Genomic DNA, 12,184 nt, shown 5'->3' on the forward strand with positions numbered 1-12,184 from the left:
TATTCCTAGCTAGCAGTTTTCCCGCTGTAACGGTCTTCCCGACGCTCGCGGATACGTGCCTTCTTACCACGCAGTTCGCGCAAGTAATAAAGCTTCGCCCGACGGACGACACCCTGACGGACAACTTCGATATGATCGATGCGTGGCGAATAAAGCGGAAAAATACGCTCAACACCTTCACCGTAGGAAATCTTCCGTACTGTGAAGTTGGCATTGATACCGCCGCCGTTTCGCGCAATGCACACGCCTTCAAAGGCCTGAATACGTTCACGCGTACCCTCGACAACCTTTACATGGACCCGAAGAGTATCCCCGGGGCGGAACTGGGGAACCGGACGCTCCGCCACCAGTTTCTCGATCTGCTCTTGTTCTAGTTTTTCAACCGTATTCATGGTCTTCACCCTTTTATCAAAAATTACGCTTCCGACGATCCCACAGGTCCCGCCTTCGTTCCTTTGTCAATTCCTCGGACTGGCGTTGCCGCCATTCCCGTATTTTCTCATGATGGCCCGATAGTAAAACTTCCGGGACCGAACGGCCTTCCCAGACCGGTGGGCGGGTATAATGGGGATATTCCAGTAACCCGTCCGCAAAACTCTCTTCCTCCAGCGATTCCCTGTTGCCCGTAACGCCGGGGAGCAGGCGAACCACCGCATCCAACAATGCCAGTGCCGCTATCTCGCCACCCGACAGAATGAAGTCACCAAGGCTGACTTCCTCCACATTTCGGGTTTCCAGAACCCGTTCATCCACTCCTTCAAAGCGACCACAGATCATGATCGCTCCCGGTCCCTCTGCCAACTCCCGCACAAAGGCCTGATCCATGGCCCGGCCACGGGGGCTGAAATAAATCACCCGCGCCGCCTTTTGCGCCGACGCCAGCGCCGTGTCAATTGCCGGTCCGAGGACATCCGGTCGCATCACCATTCCGGCCCCGCCGCCAAAAGGACTGTCATCAACTGTGCGATGATTGCCTTTAGCAAAATCGCGTATATCACTGACCTTCAGGTCCCACGCCCCCTCTTCCAGCCCTTTACCAGCAAGGCTTAACCCAAGCGGCCCCGGAAACATTTCCGGGAATAGGCTCAAGATATGGGCGGTCCAGACCATCCGCTTTCCTGCCATCCGTTCTTCCGCGCTAAGACTTTGCCGTCTCTGGCGGAGACTCCGGATTTTCAAAAAAATCCTCACTCAATTCAACGACGATCCGGCCTCCCGCAATATCCACCTCGGGCACCATCTCGACGGTAAAGGGAATCAATACCGCCGAATTATCGCCTTTGTTTTCCGGCACAATCTCCAGCATGTCGCCCGCACCAAAATCATGCAGCCGCAGGATTGTACCGAACTTCGTCCCATCCCGAAAGAATACCGGCAGACCGATCAGATCGGCATGATAATATTCTTCCTCTTCTTTCGTATCGGGCAACCGGTCCCGCGTAACATAAAGTTCCGTTCCTTTAAGGGCCTCAGCCGCACTGCGGTCTGATATACCCTTTATTCGCACCACCGGCAAACCTTTGCTAAGACCGACAACTTTCAGCTTATAAGTTGCCTTCCCCGATTGATCCTGCAAGGGACCGTAGGCAACAATATCTTCGGGGTTTTCAGTGAAACTTTTCACCTTCAACTCGCCTTTGATACCTTTCGCTCCGACGATCACGCCCAGCAGCAACATGCCTGCCTGCGGCATAGCAATATGCCCTTAAGCTTCTGCCTTTTTATCAGATTCATCAGCCGAAGGCTCTTCCGCGGCTGCTTCCTCTGCTGGCGCTTCTTCAACCGCCGCCTCTTCAGCAGGAGCTTCCTCTGTTGGAGTTTCCTCAGCTGGTGCTTCTTCGGCCACGACCTCTTCAGCTGGGGCTTCTTCAGCCGGCGCTGCCGCAGCTTCAGCAGCTGCATCTGCCGCCGCCTGCTTGGCTTCGGCCTGTTCGCGCAAACGCTCCTGTGCCTTGGCTTTCGGCTTGGCTTTTTCCGGATTGCTGCGAACTGGCTTTTCAGCAAGTCCGGCACTAGCCATCAGACTGGCAACGCGATCTGTCGCCTGTGCGCCATTGCCAATCCAATGCTGAATGCGTTCGGCGTTCAGGGATACACGATCTTCGCTATCCTTCGGCAACATCGGGTTATAGGTGCCAAGACGTTCAATATACCGTCCATCACGCGGGCTACTGGCCTCTGCCACAACGACACGATAGAAAGGGCGCTTTTTAGCGCCCTGACGGGTGAGGCGAATTTTCAATGCCATATTAAGTTCTTTCCTTTAACAGACTCAATTTCAGTTACAATTTCATTCCCGGCGGCAAAAGACCTTGCATGCCGCCGCGCGCAACACCTTTTTTGCCGAGTTTCTTTACTTTTTTCATCATGCCCGCCATCTGCTTGTGCTGTTTCAGCAAACGGTTGACATCCTGAACGGTCATGCCGGATCCTGCGGCAATCCTCTTCTTACGGGACGCGGCAATAATTTGCGGATTACGCCGTTCTTTTGGCGTCATTGACTGGATCATCGCTTCCTGACGAACCAGAAGCTTGTCGTCGAGGTTCGCGGAATCCAGCTGCTTTTTCATCTTGCCGACACCCGGCAACATTCCAAGCAAGCTGTTCATGCCGCCCATTTTACGCATCTGTCGCAGCTGGCTGGCCAGATCATCAAGATCGAATGTGCCCTTCTGCATCTTGAGGGCGAGTTTATCGGCCTCGTCTTTTTCAATAGTCTCCGCTGCTCTCTCAACCAGCGAAACGATATCGCCCATACCAAGGATGCGGTTCGCGATCCGATCCGGATGGAACGATTCCAGCGCGTCAAGTTTTTCACCCGTGCCCAACAACTTGATAGGGCAGCCGGTTACCTCGCGCATGGAGAGAGCCGCACCACCGCGTCCGTCGCCATCGATGCGGGTCATGACAATACCAGTCACATCAACACGCGCCTTGAACTGCTCGGCCACATTAACCGCATCCTGACCGGTCAGGCTATCGACAACCAGCAGGGTTTCCGTGGGATTGGTATTGCGATGGACGGCGTCCATCTCCGCCATAAGCTCTTCATCCACATGCAGGCGACCTGCCGTATCCAGAAGGACGACGTCAATACCCTGCAACCGGGCGGACTGAACGGCGCGATTCGCAATATCCACCGGCATCTGCCCGGCGACAATCGGCAAGGTGACAACACCCGTTTGCTCGCCCAGGATTTTAAGCTGCTCCTGAGCGGCAGGACGGCGAACGTCAAGAGAGGCCATCATGACCTTCTTGCCCTTTTTCTCCGTCAGCCATTTGGCGATCTTCGCTGTCGACGTGGTTTTACCGGAGCCTTGCAAGCCGACCATCATATAGACAACAGGTGGCACGGCGACGAGGTTCAGCTCTTGTTGCTCGGATCCCAGCATCTCGATCAACTGGTCATGCACAACCTTGATGACCATCTGCGCCGGATTAACGGATTTCAGGACATCCGTACCAACAGCCTTGGTTTTGACCCGTTTGATAAAGCTTTTGACAACGGGCAGCGCGACATCCGCCTCAAGAAGGGCAACGCGCACTTCGCGCATCACCTCCGAGACGTCTGCCTCTGTAAGGGCGCCCCGCTTGGTCAATCGACCCAGGACATCGCCCAGTCTGCCTGTCAAACTTTCGAACATTCGGTAACTAACCTGTTCAAACCACTTAATAATTCCATCTCGCGGCAACTGTTTCAAACAATGCAAAAAAGCGCCAGGGCGCGAAACTCGCGGGCTGACGGATACCAAAAAGGTACTTCTATGTTGCGACTCAGTTGTCTTGAGTGGCCGGAATTAGCCACAGACACCCGCATAAGTCAAGCAGAACTCTTGGCTGACCGCCGATAAATATGCTGGACCGCAAGCCTACAAACGCCTATATCGCGGGTTATGGAACCGATACCCTTCATAAAGATGCATGGCCTTGGCAATGATTTTGTCATCATTGATGGACGCGAGCGGCTGCCCGAACTTTCGGGAACCGCCTTGCGAGCTATTGCCGATCGGCATCGTGGTGTTGGCTATGACCAGCTGATCGTGATGGAGCCCGGCAATTCAGCCGCCGCGATATTCATGCGCATCTATAACGCCGACGGCAGCGAAGCCGAAGCCTGTGGAAACGCAACGCGCTGTGTCGCACATCTGCTAATGCAGGAAAGCGGCACGCAAGATGTCATTATAGAAACGCGCGCCGGACTACTCGTCGGCACAAGGAATGATCACGGCGACATTGTCATTGATATGGGAAAGCCGAAATTGGAGTGGCAGGAAATACCGCTGTCGCAGCCCGAGGACACGGCACATGTCCGCTTGGAAGTTGGCCCCCTCGCCGATCCGGTTGCTGTCAATATGGGCAATCCCCATGCGGTCTTCTTTGTTGATGAGGCGGAGGCTATCAATCTTGAAAAATGGGGTCCGGTCGCGGAAACCCACCCGCTATTTCCGGAAAAAGCCAATATCAGCGTCGTCAGTAAGATGAATGAGGGTGAATTTCGACTGCGGGTCTGGGAACGCGGCGTCGGGATCACGCTCGCCTGTGGTTCGGCGGCTTGCGCCACCATGATCGCGGCCAATATCCGTGGTTTGGCCGACAAAGCCGCCAGGTTACATCTTAACGGCGGACCGCTTGATATGCGTATCGACGAAAACGGTCACATCTTTATGGGCGGCGCCATCGCAACTTCTTTCCGCGGCTTTCTGGATACCGACTTATTCAAGGGAGCCGCCTGATGGGAGAGATTAAACCGCTCGCCATACCGGAGGTTATAACTTTCGGGTGCCGCCTGAATACCTATGAGTCCGAAGTCATGCGCGGACACGCCACCGCAGCTGGCATGAACAATGCCATCATCATCAATAGTTGCGCCGTTACCAATGAAGCAGAACGTCAAGCACGGCAGGCCGTTCGAAAGGCCCGCCGTGACCATCCGGAAGCAAAAATCATCGTAACGGGCTGCGCGGCCCAGACGAATCCTGATCAGTTTGCAAAAATGCCCGAAGTTGACCAGATTCTTGGTAATCTTGAAAAGCTGGACCCGCACTCCTTCGGACTGGAGCAGAGCGAGCGGGTACAGGTAAATGACATTATGTCTGCAGAAGAAACGGCAGGTCATCTGATCGAAGGATTTGACGGTCGTGCCCGAGCCTTCCTGCAAATCCAGAATGGCTGCGATCATCGCTGCACCTTCTGTATTATCCCTTATGGCCGTGGCAACAGCCGCTCTGTGCCGCTTGGCGCGATTGTCGAGCAGGCGCGCGCGCTCACCCAGAATGGATACAAGGAATTCGTCCTGACCGGCGTTGATATCACTGCCTATGGCGAAGATTTGCCGGGCCGTCCGACTTTGGGTCAGATGTGCCGCCGCCTTCTTAATGCTGTACCGCAAATCGAACGACTGCGCTTGTCCTCGCTCGACCCCGTGGAAGTCGATGATGACCTGTGGCGTCTGATCGAGTCGGAGCCGCGTCTAATGCCACATCTACACATAAGCCTGCAAGCCGGGGATGATATGGTATTGAAACGGATGAAGCGGCGGCATCTGAGGAAAGATGTATATGATTTTGTTGAAAAGGCTCGCAAGCTCCGGCCAGAAGTTGTGTTTGGCGCGGATATCATTGCCGGATTTCCCACCGAGAGCGACGAAATGGCAGAGAATAGTGTCAGGCTGATTGAGGAATGCAATATCGTCTATCTACATGTTTTTCCCTATTCCGCGCGTCCGGGGACACCCGCCGCAAAAATGCCGCAGGTTCCGGGAGATATTCGAAAGACGCGCGCCGCTACCCTTCGCCAGGCAGGAGAGATTAATCTGTCCCGGTTTCTTGAAACGCTGGTCGGAACCAAGCAGTCCATTCTGGTGGAAAATGAGACAACGGGAAGAACCTTGCATTACGCGCCGGTCAACCTTGATTTCCCGGCCAACGGGGGCGACATTGTCGACGTTAGAATTACGGGCACAGATGGCAGAAAATTGTTTGCCGGGCATTTGGAATAAACAGCGTAATGAGTGAAACTAAAGAGAAAAAGGGCTGGTTCCGTCGACTAAGCGATGGCTTAAAACGCTCTTCCGGTGCAATATCGAGCGGTATTTCTGACATCTTCACTAAGCGCAAGCTCGATGATGATGTCGTCGAAGAGCTGGAAGAGCTTTTGATCAGCGCCGACCTTGGTGTCTCAACTGCAGCCCGCATTTCAGCAAACATAGCTAAATCCCGCTATGACAAGGAAATCGCGCCGGAAGAGATCCGCAGCGCCCTGGCAGATGAGATCACCCTCATTCTCGATCCGGTCGCAAAAGACTTTGAACTTCAGGAAAGCCGCAAACCCCATGTGGTTCTGGTTGTCGGGGTAAATGGATCAGGAAAAACAACCACTATCGGTAAATTTGCTAAACAATACAAGGCTATGGGTAAGAACGTAATGCTTGCCGCAGGGGATACATTTCGCGCGGCCGCCGTTGAACAGTTACAGGTTTGGGGCCAGCGCACGGGTTGTGAAGTCGTGACTACCAAAGTTGGCGGAGATGCAGCCGGCCTTGCCTATACGGCCCTTGAGAAAGCAAAGATTGACGGCGCGGATTTATTACTGATCGATACCGCCGGGCGACTGCAGAATAAATCAGACTTGATGGCGGAGCTTGAGAAGATCCTTCGCGTGATCAAAAAGCTCGATCCGGATGCACCGCATTCATGCCTTCTCGTACTGGATGCGACAACGGGACAGAACGCCATTAACCAAGTGGAGATATTTGGCAAAATCTGTAACGTGACAGGGCTGATCATGACAAAGCTGGATGGAACGGCCCGCGGCGGTGTGCTCGTCGCAATCTCGGATCGCTTTGGCCTGCCGGTTCATGCCATTGGTATCGGTGAGGGCGAAGATGACCTCCAAGCCTTCGCCGCGAAGGATTTCGCCCGCGCCCTTTCCGGTGTCGGCGGCAACTAACAGGACGCGTGTAGATGACAAGCAGCAATCCAATGCCCAAGGGACTAAAACCGGCAACAGAGTTAGGCCCGATATTGATTTTCTTTGCGGCCTATTATTTTGGTGATCTGTTCATTGCAACCGCCGCCATCATGATCACAACCCTTCTTGCGCTGGCCATTTCCTATTACTACACACGAACGTTGCCGATGATGCCTTTGGTTACGGCAGTGGTCGTGACCATTTTCGGCGGGCTTACCCTATATCTGAATGACGAAACCTTCATAAAAATGAAGCCAACGATCATTTACGGGATTTTTGCCGCGGTTCTGTTCGCCGGGCTGATGCTCGGGAAGTCCTTTATCAAAATCCTGTTTGATAATTTCTGGAAACTCGATGATACGGGATGGAGAAAGCTTACTATTCGCCTCGCGGTTTTTTTCCTGTTCATGGCCGTTGCCAATGAAGCCATATGGCGGAATCTCTCAACCGAGATATGGGTGAACGCGAAGGTGTTTGGGTTCACCGCGGCGACATTCCTCTTTTTCGTCGCGCAGGTGCCGCTGATAACCCGGCACGGAATTCAGGAAAAGCCAAATCCGGACGCATGAGCCTTCTCTACTTCCCTCTAGATGGTACTGATTTTCGCCTGAGTATGGGCCTTCAGGCCCTGCGAGGCCGCTCCTGGATCGACACGGATCAAAATCATGGGCGGGATGTAGCCGAAAAGAGCAGGCTCATTCAAGATCATCGAAATCAGGTCTTTGCCGAAACATCCGGGAGTTTGTCCGCGCAGCATAAAATCCTTGATCTTGTCAGAAATGAAGTGGCTGCCAACCACCGCAACATTACACCTCTCGCGTCAATAAAAGAGGAGCCGAGCCCGCTCATTCAGGCGGCCCTGGCCGTGCAGGAGGATCTCGTCCTCATGAGAGAGACGGATGACGGATATATCCTTGCCGCGGCTTGCGTCTGCTTTCCGACGGGTTGGAACTTGGCCGAGAAAGTCGGCAAGGTCATGCAGACCATTCACCAGCCGGTGCCGGGGCTTAACCCGCGCCTCGGGAAGCCCATCGACCGGTTTTTCCGCAAACTGAGGGCCGGCAAACAGGTGGAGCGGTTCAATTGGGGCCTATATGACAGCGATGCCCTGTTCCAGCCCGGATGGTGGCGAAGGAAACGCGCCGTTGATACGTCCATCAACTGTCATAATGTCGGTGAAAAGATTTTTTTCCGGGTCGAGCGGCAAACCCTTCAAAGGATAGATGATGACCCGGATATTCTTTTTACCATCCGGATTTTCAACAACAGCCTAGCCGAGGTATGCGAAGACAGAGCTCGTGCGAAACGTCTCCTGCATGGGCTTCAAACCATGAACGCCGATATGCGCGGCTACAAATCGCTTCCGCGGTATGAACAGTTAATCGCGAAGTATCTGGAGCAGGCCGCAAGCTAATTCCCGAAAACGGTGGTCAGGATTTCCGTTGTCCGCTTGACCGGATCATTGCGAATGGCGGCCTCTTCATCGGCGAGGTAGTGAAACAATCCTTCCAGCGTCATGTCCGTGGTGTAGTCGGTCAGGTTGGTTTTGATATCCGGAACCAGCGGATAAGTCTTGTATTGCGAAACCAGACTGTCATAGAGGGAAATTGCGCCGACATCCTGCAGAGATTGTTCGATAATCGGGCGGATAGTTTCGGTCAGCTCCCCCGTTGACACCTTCCGGAAATATTGGGTAGCCGCGTCATCCGGCCCGCTATAAATGGACTGCGCATCCTCAACGGTCATTTCGGATATCGCATTTATGAGGATTTCCTTGGTTTTCGGCGCAGCTGCTTCCGCTCCGCGGTTAAGGCGTTCCTCAAGGTCATCCGCCATGCCGGAAAGACCGAACTTTTTCATCAACGACTGTGCCTGCTGCATCTTTTCAGGGAGCGGTATATGAATGGCCGGGTCATCATTATACCCGCCAGTAGTTCCAATCTGGGCGACGACCGTTTCCGTCCCGACCTGCAAAGCTTCCTTCAGACCCTCAATAATCTGGCTCGTCGAAAGATTGCTCGTGCTCCCACTCTCAGAGCCGCCGGTGACCGAAGATGCCGAATCCGTAATTTTCTTTTGAATATTATCGAGTAATCCAGCCTGTACGTTTGTGCTAAAGCCAAGCGCTATAAGAGCGCCCATGACAAGAGCCGCCACTGTCTTTTTCATACTGATTTCCTTTTTTCCCGCCGATCAGCGTCGTATTATTTCGAGTGACTTCTCGAGCATGTCACCAACAGCGTTCGAAAAGGGAGTGAAACTCTCCCTATCCTTGATCTCCTGATACTGATGTAGCGCCCAATAGACCGTTGGAAAGGCAAGATCGTTCCAGGGTATTTCAGCCCAGTCAAACAACTCGACTTCCAGCGATTCAGGTCCCGCTGAAAATTCCGGCTCTTTCAGGATGGATCGATACATGATCTGTACCTGACTGATATGCGTTACGCTATAAACGGCGAGCAGGTCGCGAATATGAATTTCCGCTGTCGCCTCTTCATACGCCTCACGAATTGCGCCATCCGCGGTCGTCTCATTTTGCTCCAGGTATCCGGCAGGAAGGGTCCAGAATCCCTTGCGCGGGTGAATGGCACGCTTGCAGAGGAGGAATTTATCTTCAAAGGTAACGACAGATCCCACAACGATTTTCGGGTTGTCGTAATGCACCCAGCCACAGTCCGCGCAAACGTGGCGTTCCATATTGTCGCCCACCGGAACCTTGCGCTCAAACGCATAATCATCTGGATTTGTTGACGTCAACGGCCATTATCTTTCTACTGTTCAATATGTAACGGTATCAATTTTTATTCTTATCGGAAAGGCTCTTTATGGCGGCTCCCGCAGCGTCATACACAGGAGTACCTGCTTCCGTCACCGCCTGCAACCGCCGCCAGAAATCTATGGCCCCTGCATCATTTCCTTCCGCTGCTTCGGCAACACCCAGATACCAAAGAGCCTGGGGATGCTCAGGGTTTTTATCAAGCAACATGCGATAGAGCCCGATGGCTTGCGCGGGCGGTATTCCATTGTCTTCCGCCATTTGGACATAGGCGAAGGCTTCTGCCTCAATTGCTGTCGAATCTTCCGATTTCAGCATTCGGGCCCGCCCATAGGCATTGGCCGCTTTTTCATGCTGCTGAAGCGTTGAATAAGCCTGACCCAGACGCATTAACCCGGCATAGTCCGGTGCTTCCTCCATGCGCGACGCCAGCCCTTCAACCATGGAGGCAATCATGTCCTGCCGCTCCTGCGACGACATATCGGCTGCTGCGGCTATCTCCGCATCCGACGGTCCCTTGGGTATATCGGGCACATTTTTGCGAGAAAAGAGATCTCCAAGATCTGTTCCAGTCAGTTCAGCTGTCTGCTCAATGCGTTGCTCCAGAACCGGCATGAAGGGTGCTTCAGCCGGACTTTCTTCATAAAGCAATATCCATTTCTGAAGTGCACCAGCGTTATCACCGGCCTCCGCATCTCTCAGAGCAAGATAATAACGGGCACCCGGATTTTCCGGCTCAAGCGCAAATGCTTTTTCAAACGCTTCTTCAGCCGCCGCCGTCACATTCCCATCAGCCGCAAAATAATAGTTTTCTCCCGCCCCGATATAAAGCTCCGTCGCTCTTGGCGCTAATAACGTTGCTTTCTTGTAGGTTTCTGCGGCCTCTTCATATCTCTCCATCCGGCTCAAGGTGCGGGCCAGAAGAACCCAGCCTTCCAGATTGTCCGGCTGTTCCTTTAATGCTTCGATAAGACGCTGGATCAAAGGTCCTGCATCCCTTGCTTGTAGCGCTCTCGTGTCTGCCGCGAGGTCACGCCCGGCCAACGGGCGAGCGAGTTCATTCGGAGAACCAAGTTCGTTATAAAGGCCGAAGCTGACAGCCGGAATGACAACCGCAAGCACGGCTGCGATACGCCAATGCTTCCCGGTATTTAGGGATGAAGAGGCTTCATTTTCAGAGCGGTCCAACCGCAACATACGCCGCTTGATTTCAAGCGCCATGGCCTCCGCCTCGGATTTATCGATTGTTTCACGTGTAACATCTGTTTCCAATTCATCCAGCTGTTGACGATAAACAGCCAGCCCCTGATCCGCATGACGACGGGCCATACGGTCCGTTCGCAGAAACGGCCAGGCCAGAATCGCGAGTGCCGCCAGAATGATCAAGGAAACAATGAACCAAATCATGGTTTATGCCCGGATACGTCCGTTTCGGAATCAAGCAGGGTTTTCAATTCGGCTTCTTCATCTGCCGTGAGTTCACTTGTGTCTTCCGCGTCAGGTCGCCTATTCCGGCCACGAAGGAACATAAACGCCGCAATCGCGCCGATGATGAAAATCAGTACTGGTCCCAACCAGAGAAAAAGCGTGCTGAGTTTGAATGGCGGGTCCAGCAATACCCAGTCCCCATAGCGGGTCACCAGAAATTCGCGAACCTTGTCGTCGCTCTCGCCGAGCGCGACACGTTCCCGGACAATCTGCCTCAGGTCTCTTGCAAGATCGGCATTGCTGTCAAGAATGGATTGGTTCTGGCAAACCAGGCAGCGGATATCTGCCGAAATATCCCTTGCCCGCGCCTCTTGTTCAGGATCATCCAGCCGTTCCTCTAGGAAGACAGCCGACGCTGACAGGAGGATCATCGGTACAAACAGCAACGCGAGAATAAAAGAACGAGCTCCAGTCGTCACGATCCTGCCTCATTCAGCAACGGCCGGATGCGCATATCGAACATGTCCTTGCTGACCGGGCCGATGATTTTATCCAGTATCTTGCCGTCCGCACTGATGACAAATGTTTCGGGTACGCCATAAACACCAAAGTCGATACCGACGCGCCCTTTCAAATCCATCCCTGTCCGTGCGTAGGGATTGCCATGGCGATCTAGCCATTGGGCGGCGGCATCCGGCTTGTCCTTATAGTTGAGCCCGTAAATCTCAACGACATTCTGTTTTGTCAGCTCCATAAAGAACGGGTGCTCGGCCATACAGGCAACACACCAGGAGGCAAAAACATTCAGCAGCGTCACCTTGCCCGTTGCCAGATCCGCTTGCGCGAGGCCCGGTCCGTACCCGGGTACCGGCTCCAGCGAGAATGCAGGCGCAGGCTTACTGACCAGCTCAGACGGAATTTCTGTCGGGTTGAGATTGAACAGGGCGTACCACAGGATCACGGCAATCGCCGCGAATGTCAGAACAGGTGCCAGAAACTTCAATTTCATTA

The 12,184-nt window shown here is 53.6% G+C and carries 14 protein-coding genes and 1 pseudogene; 5 read left to right on the forward strand and 10 right to left on the reverse strand.

Annotation, left to right across the window (positions count from 1 at the left end):
* Window positions 1-5: 5 nt before the first annotated feature.
* The 5 genes and pseudogenes from rplS to ffh form a co-directional block, all read right to left on the reverse strand.
* Window positions 6-392 carry a 50S ribosomal protein L19 gene (gene rplS / locus AACZ19_RS12070; RefSeq protein WP_339634583.1) on the reverse strand — a complete coding sequence of 129 codons (387 nt, stop codon included), beginning with the start codon at window positions 390-392 and terminating at the stop codon, window positions 6-8.
* A 16-nt stretch (window positions 393-408) separates the two neighbouring features.
* A complete protein-coding gene (gene trmD, locus AACZ19_RS12075) occupies window positions 409-1,125 on the reverse strand; it encodes a tRNA (guanosine(37)-N1)-methyltransferase TrmD (protein ID WP_339634253.1) in 717 nt (238 codons plus the stop codon).
* 13 nt (window positions 1,126-1,138) lie between these two features.
* Window positions 1,139-1,693, reverse strand: a complete 555-nt coding sequence (rimM, locus tag AACZ19_RS12080; protein ID WP_339634255.1) for a ribosome maturation factor RimM — start codon at window positions 1,691-1,693, stop codon at window positions 1,139-1,141.
* A gap of 315 nt (window positions 1,694-2,008) precedes the next feature.
* A pseudogene (gene rpsP / locus AACZ19_RS12085) lies at window positions 2,009-2,248 on the reverse strand (30S ribosomal protein S16); the annotation flags it as partial.
* 34 nt (window positions 2,249-2,282) lie between these two features.
* Window positions 2,283-3,644 (reverse strand): signal recognition particle protein, encoded by a 1,362-nt coding sequence (gene ffh, locus AACZ19_RS12090; protein WP_339634256.1) that lies wholly within the window; start codon window positions 3,642-3,644, stop codon window positions 2,283-2,285.
* A 249-nt stretch (window positions 3,645-3,893) separates the two neighbouring features.
* On the opposite strand from ffh, the gene dapF reads away from it, so the two are divergent.
* From dapF to AACZ19_RS12115, 5 genes are read left to right on the forward strand one after another with little or no spacing between them, the layout of a single operon-like run.
* A complete protein-coding gene (gene dapF / locus AACZ19_RS12095) occupies window positions 3,894-4,733 on the forward strand; it encodes a diaminopimelate epimerase (protein WP_339634258.1) in 840 nt (279 codons plus the stop codon).
* Window positions 4,733-5,998, forward strand: coding sequence for a tRNA (N(6)-L-threonylcarbamoyladenosine(37)-C(2))-methylthiotransferase MtaB (gene mtaB, locus AACZ19_RS12100; protein ID WP_339634260.1), 1,266 nt, complete (start codon window positions 4,733-4,735; stop codon window positions 5,996-5,998). The genes dapF and mtaB overlap by 1 nt, the downstream gene beginning before the upstream one ends.
* 8 nt (window positions 5,999-6,006) lie before the next feature.
* On the forward strand, window positions 6,007-6,948 hold the full coding sequence (gene ftsY, locus AACZ19_RS12105) for a signal recognition particle-docking protein FtsY (RefSeq protein ID WP_339634262.1): 942 nt from the start codon (window positions 6,007-6,009) through the stop codon (window positions 6,946-6,948).
* Window positions 6,949-6,962: 14 nt separating this feature from the next.
* The gene (locus AACZ19_RS12110) at window positions 6,963-7,538 is read left to right on the forward strand and encodes a septation protein A (RefSeq protein WP_339634264.1); all 576 of its coding nucleotides are present in this window, start codon (window positions 6,963-6,965) and stop codon (window positions 7,536-7,538) included.
* Complete coding sequence (locus AACZ19_RS12115) at window positions 7,535-8,383, forward strand: DUF3445 domain-containing protein (RefSeq protein ID WP_339634266.1); 849 nt, start codon at window positions 7,535-7,537, stop codon at window positions 8,381-8,383. The genes AACZ19_RS12110 and AACZ19_RS12115 overlap by 4 nt, the downstream gene beginning before the upstream one ends.
* On the opposite strand, the gene AACZ19_RS12120 is transcribed toward AACZ19_RS12115, so the two are convergent.
* The 5 genes from AACZ19_RS12120 to AACZ19_RS12140 are packed head-to-tail and all read right to left on the reverse strand — an operon-like array spanning window position 8,380 to window position 12,182.
* Window positions 8,380-9,138: a DUF4197 domain-containing protein gene (locus AACZ19_RS12120; RefSeq protein WP_339634268.1), complete on the reverse strand. Its 759-nt coding sequence runs from the start codon at window positions 9,136-9,138 to the stop codon at window positions 8,380-8,382. The two genes, AACZ19_RS12115 and AACZ19_RS12120, sit on opposite strands and share 4 nt — an antisense overlap.
* 24 nt (window positions 9,139-9,162) lie before the next feature.
* Window positions 9,163-9,726 carry an NUDIX hydrolase gene (locus tag AACZ19_RS12125; protein ID WP_339634270.1) on the reverse strand — a complete coding sequence of 188 codons (564 nt, stop codon included), beginning with the start codon at window positions 9,724-9,726 and terminating at the stop codon, window positions 9,163-9,165.
* 37 nt (window positions 9,727-9,763) lie between these two features.
* Entirely contained in the window at window positions 9,764-11,152 is a 1,389-nt protein-coding gene (ccmI, locus tag AACZ19_RS12130) for a c-type cytochrome biogenesis protein CcmI (protein WP_339634272.1), read from the reverse strand.
* Entirely contained in the window at window positions 11,149-11,652 is a 504-nt protein-coding gene (locus AACZ19_RS12135; protein WP_339634274.1) for a cytochrome c-type biogenesis protein, read from the reverse strand. Before AACZ19_RS12135 ends, ccmI begins: the two co-directional genes overlap by 4 nt.
* Window positions 11,649-12,182, reverse strand: a complete 534-nt coding sequence (locus tag AACZ19_RS12140) for a DsbE family thiol:disulfide interchange protein (protein WP_339634276.1) — start codon at window positions 12,180-12,182, stop codon at window positions 11,649-11,651. Before AACZ19_RS12140 ends, AACZ19_RS12135 begins: the two co-directional genes overlap by 4 nt.
* Between the last annotated feature and the right edge of the window lie 2 nt (window positions 12,183-12,184).

The sequence above is a fragment of the uncultured Sneathiella sp. genome (assembly GCF_963973085.1).
GTDB lineage: Bacteria > Pseudomonadota > Alphaproteobacteria > Sneathiellales > Sneathiellaceae > Sneathiella.